26 protein-coding genes are annotated in these 22,694 nt (G+C 51.3%); 3 read left to right on the forward strand and 23 right to left on the reverse strand.

Features of this window, described 5'->3' with window-relative positions; genetic code table 11:
- Positions 1-12: 12 nt before the first annotated feature.
- From C7E00_RS10850 to C7E00_RS10955, 22 genes are all read right to left on the reverse strand, one after another.
- The gene (locus tag C7E00_RS10850; RefSeq protein WP_105304293.1) at positions 13-1,353 is read right to left on the reverse strand and encodes an ABC transporter substrate-binding protein; all 1,341 of its coding nucleotides are present in this window, start codon (positions 1,351-1,353) and stop codon (positions 13-15) included.
- 211 nt (positions 1,354-1,564) lie between these two features.
- Positions 1,565-1,939, reverse strand: coding sequence for a heavy-metal-associated domain-containing protein (locus C7E00_RS10855; RefSeq protein ID WP_105304294.1), 375 nt, complete (start codon positions 1,937-1,939; stop codon positions 1,565-1,567).
- Positions 1,936-2,313: a heavy-metal-associated domain-containing protein gene (locus C7E00_RS16520; protein WP_235897192.1), complete on the reverse strand. Its 378-nt coding sequence runs from the start codon at positions 2,311-2,313 to the stop codon at positions 1,936-1,938. Before C7E00_RS16520 ends, C7E00_RS10855 begins: the two co-directional genes overlap by 4 nt.
- The gene (locus C7E00_RS10865; protein ID WP_167836564.1) at positions 2,310-2,573 is read right to left on the reverse strand and encodes a metal-dependent transcriptional regulator; all 264 of its coding nucleotides are present in this window, start codon (positions 2,571-2,573) and stop codon (positions 2,310-2,312) included. Before C7E00_RS10865 ends, C7E00_RS16520 begins: the two co-directional genes overlap by 4 nt.
- A 64-nt stretch (positions 2,574-2,637) precedes the next feature.
- Positions 2,638-4,779 carry a ferrous iron transport protein B gene (gene feoB, locus C7E00_RS10870; RefSeq protein WP_105304296.1) on the reverse strand — a complete coding sequence of 714 codons (2,142 nt, stop codon included), beginning with the start codon at positions 4,777-4,779 and terminating at the stop codon, positions 2,638-2,640.
- A gap of 24 nt (positions 4,780-4,803) precedes the next feature.
- Positions 4,804-5,022 carry a FeoA family protein gene (locus C7E00_RS10875; RefSeq protein WP_105304297.1) on the reverse strand — a complete coding sequence of 73 codons (219 nt, stop codon included), beginning with the start codon at positions 5,020-5,022 and terminating at the stop codon, positions 4,804-4,806.
- A gap of 19 nt (positions 5,023-5,041) precedes the next feature.
- A complete protein-coding gene (locus C7E00_RS10880) occupies positions 5,042-5,254 on the reverse strand; it encodes a FeoA family protein (RefSeq protein WP_105304298.1) in 213 nt (70 codons plus the stop codon).
- Positions 5,255-5,423: 169 nt separating this feature from the next.
- Positions 5,424-6,326 carry a sensor domain-containing diguanylate cyclase gene (locus C7E00_RS10885; RefSeq protein WP_105304299.1) on the reverse strand — a complete coding sequence of 301 codons (903 nt, stop codon included), beginning with the start codon at positions 6,324-6,326 and terminating at the stop codon, positions 5,424-5,426.
- Between the two features lie 109 nt (positions 6,327-6,435).
- Positions 6,436-6,960: an NUDIX hydrolase gene (locus C7E00_RS10890; protein WP_105304300.1), complete on the reverse strand. Its 525-nt coding sequence runs from the start codon at positions 6,958-6,960 to the stop codon at positions 6,436-6,438.
- Positions 6,948-7,283: a phosphoribosyl-AMP cyclohydrolase gene (hisI, locus tag C7E00_RS10895; protein ID WP_154502380.1), complete on the reverse strand. Its 336-nt coding sequence runs from the start codon at positions 7,281-7,283 to the stop codon at positions 6,948-6,950. Before hisI ends, C7E00_RS10890 begins: the two co-directional genes overlap by 13 nt.
- Positions 7,280-8,038: an imidazole glycerol phosphate synthase subunit HisF gene (hisF, locus tag C7E00_RS10900; protein ID WP_105304301.1), complete on the reverse strand. Its 759-nt coding sequence runs from the start codon at positions 8,036-8,038 to the stop codon at positions 7,280-7,282. The genes hisI and hisF overlap by 4 nt, the downstream gene beginning before the upstream one ends.
- Positions 8,035-8,757, reverse strand: coding sequence for a 1-(5-phosphoribosyl)-5-[(5-phosphoribosylamino)methylideneamino]imidazole-4-carboxamide isomerase (hisA, locus tag C7E00_RS10905; protein ID WP_105304302.1), 723 nt, complete (start codon positions 8,755-8,757; stop codon positions 8,035-8,037). The genes hisF and hisA overlap by 4 nt, the downstream gene beginning before the upstream one ends.
- Positions 8,754-9,377 (reverse strand): imidazole glycerol phosphate synthase subunit HisH, encoded by a 624-nt coding sequence (hisH, locus tag C7E00_RS10910; protein ID WP_105304303.1) that lies wholly within the window; start codon positions 9,375-9,377, stop codon positions 8,754-8,756. Before hisH ends, hisA begins: the two co-directional genes overlap by 4 nt.
- Positions 9,374-10,657, reverse strand: a complete 1,284-nt coding sequence (gene hisD / locus C7E00_RS10915; protein WP_204378609.1) for a histidinol dehydrogenase — start codon at positions 10,655-10,657, stop codon at positions 9,374-9,376. Before hisD ends, hisH begins: the two co-directional genes overlap by 4 nt.
- Positions 10,658-10,659: 2 nt before the next feature.
- On the reverse strand, positions 10,660-11,292 hold the full coding sequence (gene hisG, locus C7E00_RS10920; RefSeq protein WP_105304304.1) for an ATP phosphoribosyltransferase: 633 nt from the start codon (positions 11,290-11,292) through the stop codon (positions 10,660-10,662).
- Positions 11,289-12,317 (reverse strand): ATP phosphoribosyltransferase regulatory subunit, encoded by a 1,029-nt coding sequence (locus tag C7E00_RS10925; protein ID WP_105304305.1) that lies wholly within the window; start codon positions 12,315-12,317, stop codon positions 11,289-11,291. Before C7E00_RS10925 ends, hisG begins: the two co-directional genes overlap by 4 nt.
- On the reverse strand, positions 12,317-12,910 hold the full coding sequence (gene hisB, locus C7E00_RS10930; RefSeq protein WP_105304306.1) for an imidazoleglycerol-phosphate dehydratase HisB: 594 nt from the start codon (positions 12,908-12,910) through the stop codon (positions 12,317-12,319). The genes C7E00_RS10925 and hisB overlap by 1 nt, the downstream gene beginning before the upstream one ends.
- On the reverse strand, positions 12,889-13,965 hold the full coding sequence (gene hisC, locus C7E00_RS10935) for a histidinol-phosphate transaminase (RefSeq protein ID WP_105304307.1): 1,077 nt from the start codon (positions 13,963-13,965) through the stop codon (positions 12,889-12,891). Before hisC ends, hisB begins: the two co-directional genes overlap by 22 nt.
- A 208-nt stretch (positions 13,966-14,173) precedes the next feature.
- On the reverse strand, positions 14,174-14,656 hold the full coding sequence (locus C7E00_RS10940; RefSeq protein WP_105304308.1) for a MarR family winged helix-turn-helix transcriptional regulator: 483 nt from the start codon (positions 14,654-14,656) through the stop codon (positions 14,174-14,176).
- Between the two features lie 143 nt (positions 14,657-14,799).
- Complete coding sequence (gene alr, locus C7E00_RS10945) at positions 14,800-15,903, reverse strand: alanine racemase (protein ID WP_105304942.1); 1,104 nt, start codon at positions 15,901-15,903, stop codon at positions 14,800-14,802.
- A 49-nt stretch (positions 15,904-15,952) separates the two neighbouring features.
- Positions 15,953-16,624 carry a metallophosphoesterase family protein gene (locus tag C7E00_RS10950; protein ID WP_105304309.1) on the reverse strand — a complete coding sequence of 224 codons (672 nt, stop codon included), beginning with the start codon at positions 16,622-16,624 and terminating at the stop codon, positions 15,953-15,955.
- Positions 16,621-18,567, reverse strand: a complete 1,947-nt coding sequence (locus C7E00_RS10955) for a BMP family ABC transporter substrate-binding protein (protein WP_167836565.1) — start codon at positions 18,565-18,567, stop codon at positions 16,621-16,623. Before C7E00_RS10955 ends, C7E00_RS10950 begins: the two co-directional genes overlap by 4 nt.
- 126 nt (positions 18,568-18,693) lie before the next feature.
- Here C7E00_RS10955 and C7E00_RS10960 point away from each other — a divergent pair, with 126 nt between their 5' ends.
- From C7E00_RS10960 to C7E00_RS10970, 3 genes are read left to right on the forward strand one after another with little or no spacing between them, the layout of a single operon-like run.
- On the forward strand, positions 18,694-19,257 hold the full coding sequence (locus C7E00_RS10960) for a DUF3793 family protein (RefSeq protein ID WP_105304311.1): 564 nt from the start codon (positions 18,694-18,696) through the stop codon (positions 19,255-19,257).
- A complete protein-coding gene (locus tag C7E00_RS10965; protein ID WP_105304312.1) occupies positions 19,254-19,610 on the forward strand; it encodes a flavodoxin domain-containing protein in 357 nt (118 codons plus the stop codon). Before C7E00_RS10960 ends, C7E00_RS10965 begins: the two co-directional genes overlap by 4 nt.
- 48 nt (positions 19,611-19,658) lie before the next feature.
- Entirely contained in the window at positions 19,659-20,897 is a 1,239-nt protein-coding gene (locus C7E00_RS10970) for an ISAzo13 family transposase (RefSeq protein WP_105304313.1), read from the forward strand.
- A gap of 492 nt (positions 20,898-21,389) precedes the next feature.
- On the opposite strand, the gene C7E00_RS10975 is transcribed toward C7E00_RS10970, so the two are convergent.
- The gene (locus C7E00_RS10975; protein WP_105304314.1) at positions 21,390-22,646 is read right to left on the reverse strand and encodes an RNA-guided endonuclease TnpB family protein; all 1,257 of its coding nucleotides are present in this window, start codon (positions 22,644-22,646) and stop codon (positions 21,390-21,392) included.
- Positions 22,647-22,694: the final 48 nt, after the last annotated feature.

Here is a 22,694-nt window from a genome sequence, read left to right on the forward strand (position 1 = left end):
CTGCTTCAGCAATCAGCCGTTGGATGCTGCAAGCTGCTTTTCAGTAGCCCAGTTGTCTACGAATGCCTGTCTGACAAGCTCCCAGTTCGCATCTGTCTGATCTGCTGCATAAACCGTCAGAGCCTGGCCGAGAACGTTCTTCCATTCCTCAGAAGGCATCGTGGTGAAGTTCCAGGAAACCGGAGTTCCAGTGTTGGCATTAGCAAGGTTGACGAGGACGTTGGTGCTTTCCGGATTGGACTTGAACGGAATGTTGAAGCCCATGCCCTCCGTGCCGTCTGTCATCATCTTGACACCATAGTCGGAAGTCACGCACCAGTTCATGAAGTCGAGCGTAGCCTGGATGTCTTCCGGAGAAGCCTTGGCATTGACGCACCAGTAGTTCTCAGTACCGATGCACAGACCTTCATTTGCATCATCAACTCCGAAGTAAATCGGGAGATAAGCGAGGTTGTCATCGCCGATTGCAGAAACTGCACCATATTCCCAGGTACCATTCTGGAAGAATACTGCTTCCTGGTTGACGAATTCTGCTTCAGACTGATCGCCGGTAGCAGTGGAGAGCTGAGAAGGATCAATCGTGCTGTTGTTGATGTAGAGATCCCAGACTGCACGGTAATTATCGAGGTAGGTTCCCTTGAGTTCATCCTCATCGCCTACGCCTGCATCTTTGTATTCATAGTAGATCGGCAGGTTAGCCAGGTGAGTCTTGAATCTCCAGTCAGAGGAGCTGTCCATACCAGCAGAAGTGAATGCGCTGAATCCGAGTTCATCCTTGCGGGCGGTGATGTCTTCAGCAACCTTCTTCAGATCATCGAAGCTCTTGATATCATCAACAGTATATCCTGCCTTTTCGAGCAGTGCCTTGTTGGTGATGAGACCATATGCTTCAGTGACATATGCAATACCGAGAATCTGATCGCCATCCTTGAGGTTGTATGCATCATTGGTCAGTTCGCCTTCGATCGCAGAACCAGTCAGGTCATAGCAGTAGTCTTTCCAGGAAGCCAGTCCTACCGGGCCATTGACCTGGAACAGAGTCGGAGCTTCCTCCTTGGACATCTCAGACTTCAGAGTGGACTCGTACTCGCCGCTTGCTGCTGTGAGGACGGTAACCGGAACACCAGTTTCCTTGGTGTACTCAGCAGCCACCTCCTGCCACTGCTCATCTGCTTCCGGCTTGAAGTTCAGGTAATAGACCTTTCCGGAAGCACCGGATGCTGCTGTTGCTGCTGTGCTTGCACCAGCACTGGCTGCCGCAGCAGTAGACGATGCTGCTGCCGAACCGGAGCTGCCGCAGCCGGCCAGCATTGCTGCTGATAATGCGATCGTGAATAACTTCTTGCTGTTCATATTTTCCTCCTATTCAGATCACGTTGTCCCATAAGCGTTGGCAACGGTTCCGTTAACGTTACCGGAAACGTTTACAGGCTACACTTATGTTATATGTAAACGCTTACCGGTTGTCAACAGGGTTTTTAAAAAAATCTTCATGAATTTTTTGAATGATCTGAAAAGATTTCCAGACAGAAAAAAGCTGCAGGTTTTCCTGCAGCCGAGGGTTTTATGACTTCCAGGTAATGGAAGAGACGGTATACCCTGCTTCCCGTATTTTCTGTTTCAGAAGGTTCTCTTCCAGCGGCTCTTTCATCAGAACATCTGCCTGCTTCTCACCAAGGCTTGTTCTGGACCAGATCCCTTCGATCTGGTTGAGCGCGTTGTCGACTTTCACTGCACAATTGCTGCAATGCATGCCTTCAATCCTGATCAGTGCTTCATGGGAGTAGTGATTCGGATTGCGGTCATGTACCCAGACTGGTGCCGGAGAATCCGAGGATCCGCAGCCGCAGCTGCAGGATCCTCCATTCTTCACGGAGCGCACTGCAGCAATCACTGCCGCAATAATCACCAGAAGAATGATCCAGTCTGCGGCGTTCATGCGTTAGCAGCCTGAATGTCCGTGACAGTATATCCGAGTGCTTCGATGGAGTCCTTGAGCTTTTTCTCATCGAGCATGTGATCTGCCACGATGACAGTCTCGCCTTTCGTATGAGAAGAAGTCACCTTCTTTACCTTGAAGTTCTTGCGGACGATATCGTTGATATGCGTCTCGCACATATTGCACATCATGCCGCTGACTTCCACGGTGAGCTTCACTTTTCCTCTGCCGTTATACGTATCACCGGAAGAGCTCAGGTTCTTCTTTCCTTCATGGAAGAATCCATAGATCAGTCTGATTCCGGCAATCATCAGAAGACCGATCACCACCAGCACGATGACATCGGTCTGGTTCAGTACCACATCTGTCTTCATATCCTTTTCTCCTTTCCCGAATCCTCATATGCCTGGCATTTCTTTCCTGCTTCGAGTCCTTTTTCGGTCAGGTAGATGATGCCGTAATGTTCCTTGGTGACATAGCCCATTTCCGCTAGCTTTGCGATCATGGCATGCGTGCTTGGTCTCGTGACGCCCAGGCGGGTGGCAAGCTTGACGGATCGGACTCCTTTCGCATCGGGGTCCAGATGGACCAGAGCAGCCAGATAGCGAACCTGGGCAGAAGATAATCTGTTCATCTGAAACAGCCTTTCTCTTGAAAAAGCGCAGGCAGTACCTGCGCTTAAGTTCATCTCAGCTCAATTACGCAGCAGAAACTGCTTCGGAAGTCTTAGCATAGGGATTCGGACGGAACAGCAGATAGAGATACAATGCCAGGACAAGAAGTCCGCATACCGTTCCGAAGCCGAATGCCAGTTCGCCAGTCGCCCAGCCGCCGATCTGATAGACCATCAGAGACAAGCAGTAAGCATTGATATTCTGGAACGCAATGGCAAACCAGAACCACTTCCGGTTGTTGAGTTCCTTGTGCATGCTGGAGATTGCAGCGAGGCACGGAGAATCGAAGCAGTTGAATACGAGGAATGAAACCGCAGCGATGCTGGTCGGGAAGAAGGCAGCGAACTGCTGATGCATGCTGACTTCATATTCTTCAATCTCACCGATACCGGAGAGCACGCCCATCGTGGAGACAATGCCTTCCTTCGCAACGAAGCCTGCGATGGAAGAAGCGACTGCCTGCCAGGTACCGAATCCCAGCGGAACGAAGATCCAGGAAATGGCACCGCCGATTACTGCAAGGAGAGAATTCTCTTCTTCGACAAGACCGAATGTTCCATCGGCGAATCCGAAGGAAGCGAGGAACCACATGACAGCACAGCACAGGAACAGAATCGTTCCGGCCTTCTTGAGGAATGCCCATACACGTTCCCAGACATGCATCAGAACACCCTTCATGGAAGGAATATGGTAAGCAGGAAGCTCCATGACGAACGGAGCCGGATCGCCTGCGAACATCTTCGTCTTCTTGAGGATGATGCACATGATGACGACAACTGCGATGCCGGCAAAATACATGACCGGAGCGAACCACCAGACGCCGCCCATCAGATATCCGGCAATCATCGCGATGACCGGAAGCTTAGCGCCGCACGGAATGGAAGTGTTTGTGATCATCGTCATGCGGCGGTCATTTTCGTTTTCAATCGTACGCGTAGCCATGATACCCGGCACGCCGCATCCGGAGGAAATCATGAACGGAATGAAGCTCTTTCCGGAAAGGCCGAAGTGACGGAAGATCCGGTCCATGATGAAGGCAACACGAGCCATATAGCCGCAGTCTTCAAGCAATGACAGGAAGAAGAACACAATTGCCATCTGCGGTGCGAATCCGATCGGGGCTGCAATACCGCCGATGATGCCATCCACGACGAGGCTGACGACCCACTCAGAAGCACCCGCATTCTCGAGGAAGGTCTGGACAGCCGGCTGAATGATGCCGCCGAACAGCGTATCATTCGTCCAGTCTGTCACGACCGTTCCGACCGTCGAAACTGCGATGTAGTAGACGCCCATCATGACGAGCGCAAAGATCGGCAGAGCCAGCCAGCGGCTGGTCACGATCTGGTCGATCTTATCAGAGACGGACATCTCGCCGGCATGAGCCTTCTTATAGACCCCGTTCAGGATCTTTGCGATGTATTCATATTTCTCATTGGTGATGATAGATTCCGAATCATCGTCTTCTTTCTTTTCGACGGCTTCGGCAGCTGCTCTGCATGCCTTGTCATCTGCTTCTGAAAGCTTCAGTTCTTCGAGGATCTTGGAGTCATGCTCGAAGACCTTGACTGCATACCAGCGCTTCTGATCTTCATCGACACTCAGGCGGCCCTCAATCGTCTTCAGCGCATTCTCTACGTCAGCGGTATAGGTCATCTTGGCAGGCTTCGTCTTCTGCTGGGCAGCCTTGATGGCAGCGTCAGCAGCTTTCTGAATGCCTTCGCCTTTCAGAGCAGAGATCTCGACGACTTCGCAGCCCAGGCGTTCGCTCAGCTTCTTCTGATCAATCCTGTCACCAGCTTTGCGGACCAGGTCCGCCATGTTCAGCGCGATGACCATCGGAATTCCTGTTTCTGCTAACTGCGTCGTCAGATACAGGTTGCGTTCCAGGTTCGTTCCGTCGATGATATTCAGAATCGCATCCGGTTTCTCGCTGACGATGTAGTTTCTTGATACAACTTCTTCCAGTGTATATGGTGAAAGCGAATAGATTCCAGGAAGGTCCTCGATGATCACATCCTTATGATCGAGCAGCTTTCCTTCTTTCTTTTCTACCGTAACGCCAGGCCAGTTGCCGACGTACTGATTTGCGCCAGTCAGGGCATTGAACAGCGTCGTTTTGCCGCAGTTCGGATTTCCTGCCAGGGCAATCTTCAATTCAGCCATATTCTTCTACTTCCCCTTTCAGACTCAGGCTACTTCTACCATTTCCGCGTCTTTCTTGCGGATAGACAATTCATAATTGCGGACCGTGATCTCAATCGGATCTCCCAGCGGAGCAACTTTCCGGACATAGATCTCAACCCCCTTGGTGATACCCATGTCCATGATTCTGCGCTTCACAGCACCTTCGCCATTCAGGCGGAGTACCTTGACGGTGGAACCGATCTTTGCGTCTTTCAGTGTCATACTTTCAGGATCCCCTTTCCTAAACCATGATCCGGGAAGCCATCGAACGATCCAGCGCAACCCGTGTTTCCTTCACGCTGACGATCAGGTTTCCGCTGATCGTGGAAACGACCGTCACTTTTCCTCCGACGACAAACCCCATATCTTCGAGATGTTTCTTCATCTCCGGGTTCCCGCCGATCTTCTGAATACATAGAACTTCGTTCTGCGGAGCAAATGTCAGCGGCATCATCTGTGCCTCCCTTCATGTGTTAGCTATTTCTAACATGAGTTAGTTTATGCTGACTAACAGTATTTGTCAATGCACATCTCTTGACAAACAGAAGACTTATTTCTGATCCTTTCAGCGCTGAAAAAAGCCCGATTCTCCATCGGACTTCGTATTCATGCATGGAATTTTCTTAGTCGGACGTGCAGCGATCCTTGCCCTGCGTCTTGGATTGATACATCAGCGAGTCTGCTCGTTCCGTGACAGTTTCCAGCGTATCTTCCGGACGGATGCAGGTGATGCCGATCGAAGCAGTCACATGCAGATGAGAACCTTCAAACAGGACATCCATGCTGCGGACTGCTTCCAGGCACTTGGCGCCGATGACCTTGAGATCAGCAGGATCATGAATCCGGTAGAGGCCCATGAATTCTTCCCCGCCCCAGCGGCCGAATACATCTTTGCGGCGATTCACTGCACTGATGGTTTCTGCAAGTTTCTTCAAAACGAGATCTCCGGCTTCATGTCCGTAGACATTGTTGAACTTTCCGAAATTATCGACATCCATGAACAGCACTGCAAACTGCATCCCGGTCTCCTTTCTCAGAAGTAGCCGGTAGGACAGCGCATTGTCCAGAGATCTGCGATTCGGGATGCCGGTCAGCTGATCATGCAGAGCCACATCGCTGAGCTGGCTCACCATCTGATCCGCAACCTGCGGACTTCCGACTTCGCAGAACTCTTCCAGTACAAACTCCAGCTGATGCGTCTCATCGAAGACCGGAATGAATTTCGTCTGAACCAGGACCCGGTTTCCGTTCTGATGACGCAAGAAGACCTTCTCGGATCGTATCTTGCCATCCTGATACGTCTTCAGATACGGACAGAGCGACGTGCACAGCCGCTGTCCTTCCTGATCGATATGGTCCAGACCGCTTTCAAAGCAGTTCTTTCCGATCATATCTTCTCTGCTTCTTCCGCTGATGCGTTCGGCGGCATCATTCCAGTACACGATTCTTCTCTCTGAATCCGCGATATAGACTCCGACCATCGAATCATCCAGAATCTGCTTCAGTTCTCTGTTCAGTATGATCATCTGTTTTCTCCGCAACTGTAGTAAAGCACATCCCGACCGGAAAAGTAATCGTTCTGATCAGTTTTCATCATTGATTCAGAAAAAGAAAAGAAGACAGCGAACTGTCCCCTCACTGCTGCTTCTCCTGCTGCAGTGCTGTCGCAAGCCGCTTATAATGCAGGAACTCTGAATTCTCATTCATCGCATCGATCTCTGCTCTCGTCGCCAGCTTCCAGTCAATCGCTTCAGACTTCTGCAGGCTGACGGATTCTTCCGGAATCGGCAGATGCAGATGATAGATATCGACGAGATAATTGTCTCCTCCTTCCGGATCATCATTGACATAGCTCCAGATCGGATCACAGACGATCGAAGAGACATCCAGAGAAGTCTCTTCATGGACTTCCCGGATCAGTGCTTCCTTCGAAGTCTCTCCCTTCTTCACGCCGCCGCCCGGCACTTCCCAGGCCCCGGCTGCCCATTTCTTGGTCAGCGCCCGTCTGGTGATCAAAAAGCGATGTTCGGGATCTTCGAGGATCGCAAGCACATACAGCATGTACTGACCGGACTTCAGAGCCAGATGCTTTCTAGGCATCACCAGACCGGTCGGTTCATGATGGATGTCATAGACATCGATGTATTCTACTTCTTCCATGTCATCCGGTACTCCGTATCAAAGCAGCTGTCATGGCCGAGATGGCATGCAGGTCCGTCTTTGATGACCTGTACGAGAATCGCATCCTGGTCGCAATCCAGCTCCATCGAAACGATATGCTGGTAATTGCCGGAAGTCTCTCCCTTGAGCCAGAGCTCCTGCCGGGATCTGGACCAGAAACAGGTCAGCTGCCTGTCCAGGGAAATCTGCAGAGACTCCCGGTTCATATAAGCAAGCGTCAGTACCCGCTTGCTTTCATAGTCCTGGACGATGCAGGGACATAAGCCCCGTTCATCCCACTTCACATCATCGAGCGTGATCATATGCGGACTGCAATCCCCTGTTCTTTCAGATACTGCTTCAGACCGGAAATCGTCACTTCATGGAAATGGAAGATTGATGCCGCAAGTCCTGCACTGATTTCCGGAATCTCATGGAACAGATCCGCGAAGTCCTGCATGGAACCGGCACCGCCCGAAGCAATGACCGGCACTCTCACGTTGTCATTGACTGCCTTCAATAGCTCCAGATCAAAGCCTTCCTTCACGCCGTCGGTATCCATGGAATTGACTACCACTTCGCCAGCGCCGCGCTTCACGCCTTCTTCGATCCAGGCAGCCGCATCCATGCCGGTATCAATTCTGCCGCCGTTCTGGAATACATGGAATGCTCCGTCTACCCGCTTGACATCTGCAGACAGCACAACGCATTGGCTTCCATAGCGTTCGGAAGCCTGATTGATCAGATCTGGATTGCGGATCGCACCGCTGTTCACGCTGACCTTGTCAGCACCGCAGCTGAGCACGCGCTCAAAGTCTTCCAGCGAAGAGATGCCGCCGCCTACTGTCAGCGGAATGAAGACCCTGGAAGCAGTTCTGCGCAGCACATCCGTGAACAGGCTTCTTCCCTCTGCCGAAGCCGTGATGTCATAGAACACCAGTTCATCCGCTCCGCCGGAGGAATAATATGCCGCCAGCTCGGTCGGATCAGAAACATCTTTCAGCGATTCAAACTGAACTCCTTTGACAACCCGCCCGTTCTTCACATCCAGGCAGGGAATGATCCGCTTGGTGATCATGCGTCCTCCTTTCCGAGTGCCAGTGCCTCTTTCAGGTTTACTGCACCCGTATACATCGCTTTGCCGAGAATTGCCCCGTACAGGTTCATCTGATTCAATGCCCTGAGATCATCCAGCGAAGAGATGCCGCCGCTCGCGATGACGTTCAGGTTCTTCCGGTCTTTCAGAGATAAATACAGAGAGCGGTTGGTTCCCTGCATGGCTCCGTCTTTCGAGATATCCGTGACAATCACGGTATCGATCCCGATCTCTTCGAGATAATCGAGGAATTCATTCAGATTCGTGCCGGTGGTCTGCTGCCAGCCATGGGTGGCAATCATGCCGTTTCTGACATCTGCCCCGACTGCGATATGGGTTCCGAACTGATGGGCTGCTTCCTTAAGAAATGCATCATCTTCCAATGCCTTCGTACCGAGAATCACGCGATCGATGCCGGCAGAGAGATAAGACGCAATCACTTCATGACTGCGGATGCCGCCGCCGACTTCAATCTTCAGATGCGTCTGGTTCCGGATCTGAACAATCACTGGTCCATTGCATGGCTTCCCCGCTTTCGCACCTTCAAGATCCACTAAGTGAATCCATTCTGCCCCATCGGCTTCCATCTGCTTTGCGGCAGAGACCGGATCAGAGAGATAGACCGTCATGCGGGAATAGTCTCCCTGGGTCAGACGGACTCCCTTTCCTTCATAGAGATCAATTGCCGGAAGGATGATCATAACTGCTCTCCGGCGATCCGGCAGAAATTCTTCAGAATCTGAAGACCCGTCGGTCCGCTCTTCTCCGGATGAAATTGCGTGCCATAGACATTGCCGCTGGCAACGGCAGCCGTCAGCGGGATCTCATATTCCGTCTCAGCAATCAGATGGTCCTCGCAATGGAATGCGGCATAGGAGTGCACGAAATACACATATGTTCCTTCCCGGATTCCGGCAAAGAGAGGAGATTCTTTCACGAAATGGAGCTGATTCCAGCCGATATGAGGAATATCGAGCTTTCTGGTCAGCTTCGGCTCAATGGCATCCACCTGGCCGGAAATCAGGCCTAACCCTTCATGCATGCCGAATTCTGTGCTGGAATCAAACAGCAGCTGCATACCTAAGCAGATGCCAAGCAGAGGCTTTCCAGCGGCTGCTTCGTTCAGGACGACCTGCTTCATGCCCGTTTCTGCCAGCTTATCTGCCGCATCTCCAAAGGCACCGACACCCGGGAGAATCACGGCATCTGCTTCATGAATCGTATCCGGATCCCGGCTCACGACTGCTTGGGCACCGATGGAAGAAAGCGAAGACTTCAGGGAAAACAGATTTCCTGCTCCGTAATCGATAATCGCAATCATAGGTCATCCTCAAAGCGGATCTTCACCGCTCTTGCATGAGCTTCCAGGCCTTCCTTTTCCGCAAAGGCTGCGACCTTCTGATAATCCTTCTTCAATGCGTCTTCCGTGAAATACGTGAACTGCATCTTCTTGACGAAATCATCCACGCCGAGCGGGCTGTAGAATCTTGCCGTGCCGCCGGTCGGAAGCGTGTGATTCGGGCCGGCAAAATAATCACCGAGCGGTTCCGGATCAAAGCGGCCGAGGAATACCGATCCGGCATTGCGGATCAGCGGCAGGAGATCAAACGGATGATCCGTGCACACTTCGAGATGTTCCGGGGCAATCCGATTGGACGTCTCCACTGCTTCTTCCAGCGAATGTGCCAGAATGATCCTGCCATTATGCTCAATGCTGGTCCGGGCAATCTCTTCCCGCGGCAGCTTCTGCAGCTGCACTTCGATTTCCTTCCGGACTGCTTCTGCAAGTTCTTTCGAATCAGTCACGAGGACGGCACTTGCATTGCGGTCATGTTCTGCCTGAGACAGAAGATCTGCCGCAACCCAGGCAGGATTCGAATTGCCATCGGCAATGACCAGGACTTCCGAAGGACCGGCAATCATATCGATGCCGACCTGGCCGAATACCTGTTTCTTCGCTTCCGCGACAAACGCATTGCCCGGTCCGATGATCTTATCGACTCTCGGAACAGACTCCGTGCCATAGGCAAGCGCTGCGACTGCCTGTGCGCCGCCGACTTTGAAGATCGTCGTGACACCGGCCACCTGAGCAGCTGCCAGAATATACGGATTGACCTTGCCATCTTTTCCTGGTGGCGTGGTCATCACGATTTCCTTTACTCCGGCAATTCTTGCCGGGATGACATCCATGAGCACCGTGGAAGGATATGCGGCCGTTCCGCCCGGCACATAGACGCCGACTCTCTCTAGCGGCAGAATCCGCTGGCCGAGAATCTCGCCGGGCTTATCGGCAACGAGATAATCCGATCTGACCTGATGACGATGATAGGCTTCAATATTCGAAGCAGCTTCTTTCAGAATTGCGAGAAAATCACTTCCTGCCTTTGTTACGCCTTCTCCGATTTCTTCCGGCGTGACCTTCAGTTCTGAGAGCTCGACATGATCAAACTTCCGGCTGTACTCCTTCAGGGCTTCATCGCCCTTTTCCCGGATCATCCGGATGATTTCGCTGACCGCATCTTCCACGTCAGACATGGCAGTGCTGCGGGCGAAAATCTCTTCATCCCTGATCTTTCCGAGTTCATAGATTTTCATCGTCATGATCATTCTCCTTTCCCGATTCTTTCTTCCAGTGCATGTTTCATGCGGCCGATCTCCTCATGCCGGAATTGCCAGGCAACAGGATTGCAGATGAAGCGGGCACTGATAGGAACTACTTCAGAAAGCACCACGAGATTGTTCTCCCGCAGCGTTGTCCCCGTTTCCACGAGGTCGCAGATCACATCAGACAATCCGAGAATCGGTGCTAATTCAATGGAGCCATGCAGCTTGATGATATCGATATCCCGGCCGAGTTCTTCATAGTAATGGCGGGCAATATGCGGAAACTTCGTTGCAACTTTGAGCGTGCAGCTGCGGTCTTCCTCAAACCCGGCCGGTCCGCAGATGCACATCCGGCACTTCCCGAGTTTCAGATCCAGCAGCTCATAGACTTCCGGTGCATATTCCAGCAGATCGTCTTTGCCGACAATGCCGACATCTGCTGCGCCTCGTTCGACATACACATGCACATCTGTCGGCTTGACGCAGAAATACCGGACACCACGGTCCGCATTCTCGAATACCAGCTTACGGCTGGAAGAATCCAGCAGCTCCGGGCATTCATATCCCGCAGCTTCCAGAATCTTATATACCTGATTTCCAAGTCTGCCCTTCGGCAGTGCTACATTGATCATTTCAGCATCTCCTCTGCTTCCGCAAGACTGATGGCTTCAGGGCTCTTCGAAGTTCCGGTTTCTACCTGGTATCCCTGTTTCTGAAGAGACGTCACAATAGACGCCAGCTGCTTCAGATCATCTGCTTCCGAATAGCTGATGCGGATCCGTTTCCGTTCGGCAGGCTTCTCCGGGAAGGCGTTTTCCACCGCATCCATATCGATGGCAAAGCCTACTGCCCCGACGTGTCTTCCCATCTTCTCCGGCAGACGATCATATCTGCCGCCCGAAAGAATGGCCGCAGGCACTTCCGGAACAAGCCCCTGGAAAATCACGCCGTTATAGTAGTCCATCGAATTCACGAGCGAGAAGTCCAAATAGCAGTGATCCAGCACTCCGAACGCTTCGAGAATGCCAGCCAGCTGCTTCAGATGATCGGTGATCTCTGAGGCACCGGCAATCTGTTCCGCTTCATGGATGCCATCGCTGAGGGATGCATGCAGTTCCGTGAAAGCACAGAGCTTGTCCGTGATCTCCGCCGGCAGTTTCAATTCCCGGATGGCCCCGGTATTCTTTGTGCGGATTGCCATCTGAAGATCCTCGCCGAGATACTCCGGAACTTCTGCCTGCTTCAATAGAAACGGAAGATACGCCGCATCGCTGATCTGCAGGGCATACGTATGCGTGATGCAGGCAAGGGCATGTGCTGCAAGCGAAATCACTTCTGCTTCTTCATACGGATGAATGGACCCAATGCATTCAATGCCGGTCTGGGGAATCTCACAGTAGTGATGATTCTTCGGCCGGTAGACCATTTCGTTGTAATAGACTTTCTCATCCTGTCCCCGGTTGTTCTTGATGATCGAAAGCGTGATGTCCGGCTTCAGGGCAAGCAGGCTTCCGTCCAGATCCGTGAACGTGATGATCTGGCTGCTTTTCAGGAAGTCGCGGTTTTCTGCATAGAGGTCATATTCCTCGAACTTCGACATCCGGAATTTCCGGTAGCCGGAGGCTTCGAAAAGCGCATTGAGTTTCTGTTCCAGCATCAGAGGGTTCCTTTCGTGGAGGGGATTTCTTCCGCATGCATAGGATCAATCGCGACTGCTTCTTTCATTGCATGTCCTAATGCCTTGAAGCATGCCTCGCTGACATGATGGCTGTTGGTTCCATCAAGCTTCTTCAGATGCAGCGTGACCCCGGCATTGACCGCAAATGCCCGCATGAATTCCTCGACAAGCTGCGTATCAAACGTTCCGATCTTTTCCGTCAGAAACGGCACGTCATAATAGCATCCGCCTCTTCCGGAAAGATCCACTGCACATAATACCAGTGCTTCATCCATCGGCAGGATGATCGAAGCATAGCGATGAATGCCCCGCTTGTCTCCTAATGCTTCAGCAAATGCTTTTCCTAGGGCAATGCCGATATCTTCGGTGCTGTGATGATCATCCACTTCATTGTCGCCATGGCACGTCAGCTGCAGTTCAAAGGAACCATGCTTGGCAAACAGGGTCAGCATATGGTTGAGGAAGCCGACGCCGGTATCAATCGAAGACTCCGCCAGTCCGGGATCCAGATTCAGCTTCAGCGAGATATCCGTCTCTGCGGTTGTCCGTTTTACTTCTGCGATGCGTTCCATTCAGCAAGAACCTCCCTGATCTTTTCAGCAGCCTGATGCATGTCTTCGTCTGTCCCGATCGAGATGCGCACGGCATCTGCGATGCGGGGATCCGAGAAATGGCGGACAAGAACCCCATGGTCTTTCAGTTTCTGATACAGCACTTCTCCCGGAATCTGATCCGAATGTGCCAGGACGAAATTCGTATGCGAAGGAAGCACCGAAAAGCCGAGCTTTTCCAGTTCCTGGATGAACCAGGTTCTCGTGGCAATGACTTTGCGGCAGTTTTCATCATAGTATTCCTGCTCCTGTACGGCAGCGATCGCAGCCTGCTGGCTGAGTCTTGAAAGACCATACGGATTCATCGAATTGCGGATCCGCTCCAGATCGGATATCAGTGCTTCTGACCCGATGCCGTAGCCGACCCGGGCCCCGGCCAGCGATCTTGCTTTCGAGAACGTCTGCACGACGAGCAGATTGGGATACTTGTTCACATAGGGGATCATGGAACCGCCCTCATTGAAATCGATATATGCTTCATCGACGACCACGACGTGATGCGGATCTGCTTTCAGGATCTCTTCGATCTTCTCTCTGGGGAGCACGAGGCCGGTCGGCGCATTCGGATTGGCCAGGATGACACCCTTTCCAAGTCCCAGGTAGTCCTTCACATCAATCGTGAAGTCGTCCTTCAGCGGAATTACCTGCATGTCCGTATGGTGCAGCTGGCAGAATACCTTATAGAAATTGTAGGTCAGATCCGGGAAAGCAAACCCGTCTTCGCCGAAGGCCATGATGGCAAGATCAAGGGTCTCATCGCTGCCGCAGGTCACGCAGACCTGAGAAGGCTTCACCCCGTAATGTTCCGCAAGGGTCCTGATGACCAGCCGGTTGTCCGGATCCTCATAAAGCCGCAGATCTTTCACTGCAGCTTCATTGATGACTTTCAGAACTCCCGATCCGGGCGGATACGGGTTCTCGTTGGTATTGAGTTTGATATAGGCCTTATCCAGGGGCTGTTCGCCCGGGGTATAAGGGCTGAGATTACGATAGCGCTGATTCAGATATTCAGACATGACTGCTCTCCTCGCATTGAAAATACGAATCAATGCGGGCTTATCATAACATGTTTCACGGATTTATGAAAAGCTTACAGCATTTGTAAATTCTTTCATTACGTATTCAGACCAGCAAACTGCGGCTGAATCAGATCTGCAAGCACTTCCAGGGCCTAGCCAGCCATGCACAATAGTCCCAGATACCAGTAGCGCAGCACATATTTCTTCATCTTCTCATGCCTCGCTTTTCTTCTGGGAATGCCTGCGGATTCTTCGCTTTCCAGTCCTCCAGCAGAACCCTCAGCATCCGGTACAGTTCGTCCTGTTCCTCCTGACTCAGCGAAGAAAACAGTTCCATATTCTCCTTCACGACCCGTTGATGATTGGCATGCTCGACTTCTTTCCCCTCCGGGGTCAGTGAAATCACAACCTGCCGGCGGTCTTCCGGATTCCGCTTGCGTTCAATCAATCCGGAGCTTTCCATTTTCGAAAGCAGTTCAGATAAAGATCCCTGCTGAATCTGCAGGATCTCCTGCAGCTCTTTCTGCGTGATCGATCCATATCGATGCAGCATGAGCATCACCCGGTTCTGCCCAGGCCGCTGCCCTCTGCGGTAGCTCAGAAAGTCTCCGCACAAACGCATCGCATGAAGCAGATTCCGCGGCGATTCCTCTTTCATTGGGTGTCCCTGATGTCTTTCTTCTTCCATAGCGCCTTCATTTCTATAGGTACCTATTTAATTACAGAGGGGATCCGATCACCATCTCCTGTTCAAATCGATAGGTACCTATTATTTTTCGAGCAAAAATAAAACAGCACCGAAGTGCTGCCAGAAGCAACAATCTCTGAAGGTCAGATCTCCGACTTCAGAATCCGCTCATTGCTTTCTGAAGAAATCTTTCCGTTCTTCCGATAGAGACGGGTCACTCTGCCACTGATCAAGCTGATGATCTCATACGGAATCGTATGCAGTTCCGCAGCCATCTGCTCCAGCGGAATATGCGATCCGAAGATTTCGACGACGCTGCCGATCTGTTTCTCCTCCGGAAGACGGATCATCGTCTGGTCCATGCATACCCGACCCACAACTTCAGCATAGCAGCCATCGATGTAGACCTTTCTGCCCTGATTCGCTCGGATGAAGCCATCTGCATAGCCGATCGGAATCGTTCCGATCCGTTCGGTCGTCTTTGTCTCATAGGTTGCCCCATAGCCGATGGTCTCACCAGCCGGAACAAGCTTCGACATGACCAGCTTCGTATACAGCCCGAGTGCCGGCTTCAGATCTTTTTTAAACCCGGAGATGCCATACAGCGAGATGCCTACCCGGCATGCATTGCTGAGAGAATCCCGGAAGAAGATCGTCGCATCGCTGTTATCGCAATGAATCCATTCAAACGGATAATCCAGTGCTTTAACGGCTTCGGCAAACTTCAGATATTGCCGGTCGGTCATCTCCCTGCTCGTATCCGTGCAGCAGAAGTGCGTGAAGATGCCAGTCAGCTTTACTCCTGCATGGAGCAGGATATCTCTCGCTTCTTCCATTTCCCGGATCTCCCGGAAGCCGATCCGGTTCATGCCGGTATCCACCGCAAGATGCACCTTCATGCCCGAACAATCATGCTTCACGACTTCTTTCACCCAATCCAGGGAGAACGCAGCCGTAGAGATCCCGTTCTCTGAAAGCACCAGAGCATCTTCCGGATTCACCGCACCGAGAATCAGCACCTCGCCGCCATATCCCTCATTGCGAAGCATCATCGCCTCATCGAGAGAAGACACCGCAAGCATCTCTGCTCCGGCATCCAGGCATGCCTTAGCCACCTGGATATCTCCGCATCCATAAGCATCTGCCTTGATCACCGCAATGATCCGCTTGCCGCAGATCTGATGGATCGAGCGCACATTATCTGCGATCGCATCCAGGTCTACTTCCATCCAGGTATCTCTGTACATTCTTTTCATCCTCTTATCCTGCAATTGTTCAGTATACCACGATCGATCTTCAGCGTTTTTTCTTCCATCCCACATACCAGTCATAGAACCGGGAACCGGTATGTCCTTCTTCCGGATAAGACCCCTCCGGAATATCGATGATCACATGCCCGCCGCAGTTGATCAGCCTGGTACCGGAGGGATGTTCGCGCTCCCGCTGAAACTCTGAGGTATATGCCTGATGCACATGACCATGCAGGAATACCTGCGGATGATACTTCATCAGCAGATCATTGAAGCAGTCAAATCCCTGATGCGGCAGATCCTCCAGATCTCCGTAACCCTTCACCGGCGCATGGGCCACGACCACATCGATGCCATTCATGAACCGGATCGAACGATCCAGCTTCGCAATCCGCTTCTTCATCTCTGCTTCGGTATACATGAACGGACCATTCCGATACTTCCTGCTTCCGCCAAGACCCAGAATTCTGAGGCCGTGGAAGTCATAGACCTGTCCGTCAATATCAATGCCGCCTTCCGGCGGATCCTGGACATACCGCTGATCATGATTCCCCGGGACATACAGCAGCGGCTGGTTGACCACCGTCGTCAGAAACTCCAGATACTTTGCCTTCAGGTCTCCGCACCCGATGATCAGATCCACGCCCTCCGTCATACGAGGCGAATAGTAATCCCAGAGGGAAGCTTCTTCTTCATCTGCTACCGCCAGAATCTTCATGATCTTTCTTTCCTGATTCCGCTGATCTCCATGACCCGCTTTGCCCTTTCATTCAGCTCGTCAGGATCAGGGATCGACCCGCGGATATTATCATTGAGCCAGTTCATCTCAATGATCTTCTCATTCGGAAGCTTGCCGGCCCTGGCATCCTGGATCAGTCCTTCCTGGCTGCGCAGCTCTCCCGCAAACGGATTCAGGCTTCCCTCCATGACACTCTTCCGGAATAACTGCACCATCTTTCTCGTATAGTATGAAAGCTGATCCGACAGCACAACATCAATCACACCCGCAGACATGCCATACCAGTAATTCAGGGCTGCCGGCGAAGAGACACTCAGATCTTCATCATATGTTCCGCTGATCACCGTCTTCAGAATCAGCTCGTAATACTTTCCCCAGTTATAGGAAGGAGCCGCCAGATTCAGCACACTCCCATCTGGTTCCATGCGGTATACGCCATATTCCGTATTATCTTCTTCCGGCTTGGCAAGATCCGGACCAGAAAGCACAGAAATACCTTCATCCTGGAATTCCCGGCGCCAGTCATGCGCCTTGCTTGAAGACCACTTCAGCGAAATCTGAATTTTCGGATCAATCATCGCTGCCCCGATCGCAAACGCATTGATGCTCGCCAGTTCACCATAAATCGGACTGTCTGCCACATAGCCGATTCGATGGCTGTCTGCACACGAAGCCGCCAGCGCTCCCATCAGGAACTTTGCTTCATAGACTCTTCCGTAATACGTTCTTACCGACTTATGCGGCAGATTCACGGAGCAGTTCAGGAAGTGGATATTCTGGTAATGGAACGCCGCCTTCAGCGTCTCCGGCATCTGGACTGGCGAAACGGTGAAGATCACCTCCGCACCATCCTGCACTGCCTGATCAATCGCCTTTCTTACTTCCTCATCGCTGTCTGCATTGAAATACGCCCTGGTAATCAGTCTTCCCTCCAGGGCATTGGACACATAGAATCTTCCGATCTCATGATCATTGACTAAGCCGCTGGAATCCGGATCCTGATCATAGATGAAGGCCGCATGAAGCGGTTTCTCTTCGGTAAAGACAGTCGGTCTCCGCAGGAGATTCTGTAAGAAATTGCCCGATGCAGGCTGCTTCTCCGAAGGACTTTCCTGCAGGGAAAGCGGATGGTCTTCTGCCGTCAGCCTGAACTCCTTCAGCATGCGTTCGAGCCGCTTGGCCAGCACGTTTCTTGGCTGATCGAGCAGGCTCTTCAGCGAATAGAAATTCAGATAAACCAGCAATGCATCGCCAGCCGTCAGGTTCCGGACTTTATCTCCGACCACAGATTCATATAAGGTCTCCCACCGATAGCAGGCCCCCTCTACCATATGAACCGTATCGCTGCTCCATGGCACCGTATGAGACTCTCCGACCCGGTCGATGAATTCTGAATAAGCTCCTTCTCTTGTAAAGGAAAGCTCATAGATCGGACATACCTTGAAGAAGTCCATGAATTCATAGTAGATCCGGACGTCTTTTTCATTGGTGCGGGCTGGGATGATGCGGGTGACTTCGGCTTCGATCTCCGGCATCTTCAGATACTTCATGACTGAAACCCGCTTGTTTCCCTCGCGCACATAGAACTTCATCATGTACTCATAGACGATGATCGGATCGCTGATTCCTTCCGTCATCTGATACTGATAGACCCGCATCCACTTGCCGGCGAATTCCGTATCCGCATCCAGAATCGGCATGAAATCCGATGCAAAGGCAATCTGCCTGCCGGCAGTCTTCGTGCCTGCAATCGATGAAATCGGAATATCCCTGAGTCCCAGCGACACCTGCGATAGTGTGCTTCCTTCTTTTCCGAGAATTTCATCCAGAGCCGGCAGATACGGATACTGTCCGGCTGCTGCTGCCCGATGCATGGCCCGATCCCCGAGTTTCTTCGCTTTCAGATATTCTTCAAAATCCATAATCAGAAAGTCCCCTCCCGCGTCCATCTTAGCATCAATGAGCGCTGATCAGAAGCATTGACAGCCTAACATTCCTCCGGTACATTAGCTGTAGTTAGAGCAATCTAACTAATTGAGGAGGACGATATGCCGGATGAGATGGTCGTGCAGTATTGTGCTCCGGTCCTGACCGGGCTCAAGACTGCGAATCTGTTTTCCTTCCCGTTTTCTGATTCCGCCGGAATGATCTCGGATCTCAGGCAGCTGAATCAGAAACTGAATCACAGTGTCCGGGTCTGCCCGCTCGGGAAGAAGAAAGACCGCACCCTCATCTATATGTACCGTCCTGCCGACCTCCGCGAAGACCTCAGCAGGAAAGAAGCCAGAGAAATCCTCGAACCGCTTGGCTATGACCCCGAGCAGATGGAACAATGTCTCATCCAACTGCAGGAACGGCTTTCTGATCAGAAGGAATTTCCTCATGAAATCGGACTGTTCCTGGGCTATCCGCCGGAAGATGTCCGGGGATTCCTCGAGCACAGGGCATATATGTACTGCGGCGTGTGGCAGGTCTACAGCAATGTCGATGAAGCAATCGCCTGCTTTGAAGCCTACCGCAGATGCACGCATGCGTGCATCCTGCAGCTGGAGCGCGGAGTGTCCTTATGCCAGCTGGCAGCTGGAAAAACAAGAAAAGGAGATCACTTATGAGCAAAGCAGCAGTTATCTACTGGAGTCAGTCAGGCAACACTGAAGCAATGGCAGAAGCAGTCGCAGACGGAGCCCGCAAGGCTGGCGCTGATACGGTATGTGTCCGCGTTGATTCTGCAGACGCATCCACAGTAAGCGATGCGGATGGCGTTGCCCTGGGATGCCCGGCAATGGGGTCTGAAGAACTGGAAGAAGGAGAATTCCGTCCGTTCTTCGATTCCATCGCTCCTTCCCTTGCAGGAAAGAAAGTCGCTCTGTTCGGTTCTTACGGATGGGGTGATGGCACCTGGATGAAGAACTGGGAAGCAGAATGCGGAAACTATGGAATCGCCTTAGGAACTGCGCGTAAATAAATTAAGCAATATATTGCGATTTCATCTCCCATTTCGTATCATGGGTGCATGAGCGATGAAGATATCCTTAAAAAGCGAATAACCGGTGTCATGTCCCTCCTTAATGAGAAGCAGAGGAGGCAGTATCTTGCCTATGAAGCCGAGTCCCTCGGACGCGGTGGCATTTCAAAAGTCAGCCAGTTATCAGGTGCGAACAGGAATACGATAGCCGCTGGATTGAGGGAAATTCATTCCGGGAATCCAGAGGCTGATCGTGAAATCCAGCAGGAGGATTCCGGACGCATCCGTAAAAAGGGTGCCGGAAGAAAACCAATTACGGAATCTCAACCCGGTATTGAAGAGGCTCTGCTGAAGCTGGTAGAGAACGACAGCTATGGCAATCCCGAAACTCCTCTTCTCTGGACATCCAAAAGTACACGGCATCTGGCTCAGGAGCTCACAGAGCAGGGATATCAGATCGGCCCTACTTCGGTCCGCGAGTTACTGGCCGTAAATGGGTACAGCCTGCAACAGAATCAGAAAAACAAGCAGGTTGGTGAGCCATCGCCGGATCGGGATGCCCAATTCAGACATATCAATGAGACCTGCCTGGCCTACATGACTAACGATGAACCAGTGATTTCCATCGACTGTAAGAAGAAGGAAAACATTGGCAATTTCAAGAACAATGGTGCCGAATATGCTCCAAAAAGCAGCCCTACACAGGTATTGGATCACGATTTTCCGCTGCCTGAGAAAGGCAAGGCAATTCCATATGGTGTTTATGATCTCTCACAAAACGAAGGTTTCGTAAATGTTGGTATCACATCAGATACTGCAGAATTTGCGGTAGCCTCCATACGTATGTGGTGGGAGGAAATGGGCAAAACGCGGTATCCAAATGCAACTAAGCTTTATATCACAGCAGACGGTGGCGGCAGCAACGGAAGCCGTAATCGCCTGTTTAAGGTCGAATTGCAAAAGCTCGTAAACGAGATAGGTATTCCGATAGAGGTTTCCCACTTTCCACCAGGAACATCAAAATGGAACAAGATTGAGCACCGCATGTTCAGCCAGATCAGCAAAAACTGGCGCGGCAGGCCGTTGGAAACACTGGCGATCATCATAAACCTTATAGCGAATACAACAACAGAAAAAGGTCTTGTGATCAAATGCGGGCTTGATTCCGGTACGTACAAGACTGGGATCAAGGTCACAGATGAGGAGCTGGGACAAGTGAACATCATTCGTAATACGTTTCGGGGAGACTGGAATTATGTCATCGCTCCAGCTAATTATTGCCGGTAGAATATGCATGAGTTAATTGCGCGCAGTTTCTTAGTCTCTGAAGGCGTCATCGCCAACAACGCCCCGGACGCAGATGCATTATCCGCGTGCGAAGAACTCGGCAAGGCGATTGCCGGCTGAGCAGTTCTGAATGAATCCATTCCTGGAAACCGGTCTGTGAAAGACCGGTTTTTGCATGCATGAATGCTCTGGTCATGAACTGGAAAAGAAGTGATGAAGTTCCTGCATGCAGGAATCAGAAGTCTGGCTGCAGAGCAGAAAAAGAAAGACTGAACTCTGAAGATTCAGTCTCGTGTTCCGATATCAGATTTTTCTCCAGTCAATTACCCCGTCCCGTAAAGGGCCGAGGCTTGTGACTGCCTCCACCAGTACAAGCGTGCTCATATAAGCCTCCTGGTTTCTGCTAGCGAGGATTATACCTCCTGTGGCGTCACATCGCCGGATGATTGACAACACCCGTTTGATAGCGCTCCGGTATACCGAAGCCTTAGCTTAATTTACTGATACTGATTCCGCAGGCTCGATCAGCTTAATCTTATCGAACTGCGGATTTTCATTTCCGCTGACCCAGAGCGTGCCGAGCGTGTAGATGTTCATTGCCCCGATACGATCGTCGTTGCTGGTATAGCCACATTGCCTGCACCTGTATAAGTGTTCGCTGTGATCACGGTTTCCCTTTACGACAGCACCGCATCTCGGACAGCGCTGAGAAGTGTACTGCGGGTTTACCTTCAGCACACTGGAGCCAGATTCATTTGCCTTATACGTCAGCTTTGTTTCAAGGTCATAGAATGACCAGTTCCGCAGGTCATGTGTCTGCTTTGCGCCGTGCATGTTTTCTTCTTCAAAAGATACACCGGTCAGATCTTCCAGTACAAACAATGTTCCCGGACCGTATCGCCGGACGAGTGCCTTACTGATGCAGTGATTGACATCACTCATCCAACGGTTCTCTCGCCCGGAAATACTTGCCAGTCTGCGTTTGGCTGACCGTGTTCCTTTCGCCTGAAGCTGTGCACGTACAGCGTCAAATTTATCACGTTTGCGTAAAATCTCTTTGCCACTGAAAAACTGTGTTTTCTGCTGTTCGTCATAGACAGATGCCAGAAATCTAAGACCTCTGTCAATGCCCACAACATGCTTCACATCACCTCTTTCAAATTCATCAACGTTCTTTGTTACGGAAATATGCAGATACCAGATGCCATTCAGTTCCACAAGTTTCGCTGTGCCAAGCGTCCAGCTACTGTCAAAGAATCTCTGCATGGATTCGGGCAGTACAAAATCGCATACAGCCCGTTTGCCGAGCGTGTTGATGGAGAGCTGAATGTGGCCGTCAATTTTGTTATGTACAAAACTGTAATCACGGTTCCGTACCAGATCGCACTGCGGGCGGTTGAACGCAATTGGTTTCTGAAGCCATGTCATATCCCGATGAAAGCTGTAGTGTTTACCATCCGCGGTAAACCGGTACGGATTGTTTCTCATCTGCGTATCGACGGTCTGATATCTGGCAGTAACTGTTTTAATGCACGAGATAGCCATCTGTGCCTTTAGTCCAAACAGTTCACGCAGATCGTAATATACATGTTTCTGAACCTCATTGGAATTGATGCAGAAGTCATGTTGAAAGATCCATTCGGAGGCAAAATTACATCCAAGCATATATTGATAAGCGGTCTGAAAAAACAGCAGATTAGTGCCACTCTCAGAAGTCAGACGTACTTTAATCGTTTCGCCAATCTGCATGTTGGACCTGCTCCTTTTCGTGAGAACACGATTTCACTATATAAATAT

The sequence above is a fragment of the Anaerolactibacter massiliensis genome, from assembly GCF_900290205.1.
Classification (GTDB): Bacteria; Bacillota_I; Bacilli_A; order Erysipelotrichales; family Erysipelotrichaceae; genus Bulleidia; species Bulleidia intestinalis.

Excerpts from the sequence above, each read along its gene's own strand:
- C7E00_RS10850 (WP_105304293.1), bottom strand. The coding sequence starts at position 1,353 with ATGAACAGCAAGAAGTTATTCACGATCGCATTATCAGCAGCAATGCTG.
- C7E00_RS10855 (WP_105304294.1), bottom strand. The coding sequence starts at position 1,939 with ATGAACGCCGCAGACTGGATCATTCTTCTGGTGATTATTGCGGCAGTG.
- C7E00_RS16520 (WP_235897192.1), bottom strand. The coding sequence starts at position 2,313 with ATGAAGACAGATGTGGTACTGAACCAGACCGATGTCATCGTGCTGGTG.
- C7E00_RS10865 (WP_167836564.1), bottom strand. The coding sequence starts at position 2,573 with ATGAACAGATTATCTTCTGCCCAGGTTCGCTATCTGGCTGCTCTGGTC.
- feoB (WP_105304296.1), bottom strand. The coding sequence starts at position 4,779 with ATGGCTGAATTGAAGATTGCCCTGGCAGGAAATCCGAACTGCGGCAAA.
- C7E00_RS10875 (WP_105304297.1), bottom strand. The coding sequence starts at position 5,022 with ATGACACTGAAAGACGCAAAGATCGGTTCCACCGTCAAGGTACTCCGC.
- C7E00_RS10880 (WP_105304298.1), bottom strand. The coding sequence starts at position 5,254 with ATGATGCCGCTGACATTTGCTCCGCAGAACGAAGTTCTATGTATTCAG.
- C7E00_RS10885 (WP_105304299.1), bottom strand. The coding sequence starts at position 6,326 with ATGATCATACTGAACAGAGAACTGAAGCAGATTCTGGATGATTCGATG.
- C7E00_RS10890 (WP_105304300.1), bottom strand. The coding sequence starts at position 6,960 with ATGGAAGAAGTAGAATACATCGATGTCTATGACATCCATCATGAACCG.
- hisI (WP_154502380.1), bottom strand. The coding sequence starts at position 7,283 with ATGATCACGCTCGATGATGTGAAGTGGGATGAACGGGGCTTATGTCCC.
- hisF (WP_105304301.1), bottom strand. The coding sequence starts at position 8,038 with ATGATCACCAAGCGGATCATTCCCTGCCTGGATGTGAAGAACGGGCGG.
- hisA (WP_105304302.1), bottom strand. The coding sequence starts at position 8,757 with ATGATCATCCTTCCGGCAATTGATCTCTATGAAGGAAAGGGAGTCCGT.
- hisH (WP_105304303.1), bottom strand. The coding sequence starts at position 9,377 with ATGATTGCGATTATCGATTACGGAGCAGGAAATCTGTTTTCCCTGAAG.
- hisD (WP_204378609.1), bottom strand. The coding sequence starts at position 10,657 with ATGACGATGAAAATCTATGAACTCGGAAAGATCAGGGATGAAGAGATT.
- hisG (WP_105304304.1), bottom strand. The coding sequence starts at position 11,292 with ATGATCAATGTAGCACTGCCGAAGGGCAGACTTGGAAATCAGGTATAT.
- C7E00_RS10925 (WP_105304305.1), bottom strand. The coding sequence starts at position 12,317 with ATGCTGGAACAGAAACTCAATGCGCTTTTCGAAGCCTCCGGCTACCGG.
- hisB (WP_105304306.1), bottom strand. The coding sequence starts at position 12,910 with ATGGAACGCATCGCAGAAGTAAAACGGACAACCGCAGAGACGGATATC.
- hisC (WP_105304307.1), bottom strand. The coding sequence starts at position 13,965 with ATGTCTGAATATCTGAATCAGCGCTATCGTAATCTCAGCCCTTATACC.
- C7E00_RS10940 (WP_105304308.1), bottom strand. The coding sequence starts at position 14,656 with ATGGAAGAAGAAAGACATCAGGGACACCCAATGAAAGAGGAATCGCCG.
- alr (WP_105304942.1), bottom strand. The coding sequence starts at position 15,903 with ATGTACAGAGATACCTGGATGGAAGTAGACCTGGATGCGATCGCAGAT.
- C7E00_RS10950 (WP_105304309.1), bottom strand. The coding sequence starts at position 16,624 with ATGAAGATTCTGGCGGTAGCAGATGAAGAAGAAGCTTCCCTCTGGGAT.
- C7E00_RS10955 (WP_167836565.1), bottom strand. The coding sequence starts at position 18,567 with ATGGATTTTGAAGAATATCTGAAAGCGAAGAAACTCGGGGATCGGGCC.
- C7E00_RS10960 (WP_105304311.1), top strand. The coding sequence starts at position 18,694 with ATGCCGGATGAGATGGTCGTGCAGTATTGTGCTCCGGTCCTGACCGGG.
- C7E00_RS10965 (WP_105304312.1), top strand. The coding sequence starts at position 19,254 with ATGAGCAAAGCAGCAGTTATCTACTGGAGTCAGTCAGGCAACACTGAA.
- C7E00_RS10970 (WP_105304313.1), top strand. The coding sequence starts at position 19,659 with ATGAGCGATGAAGATATCCTTAAAAAGCGAATAACCGGTGTCATGTCC.
- C7E00_RS10975 (WP_105304314.1), bottom strand. The coding sequence starts at position 22,646 with ATGCAGATTGGCGAAACGATTAAAGTACGTCTGACTTCTGAGAGTGGC.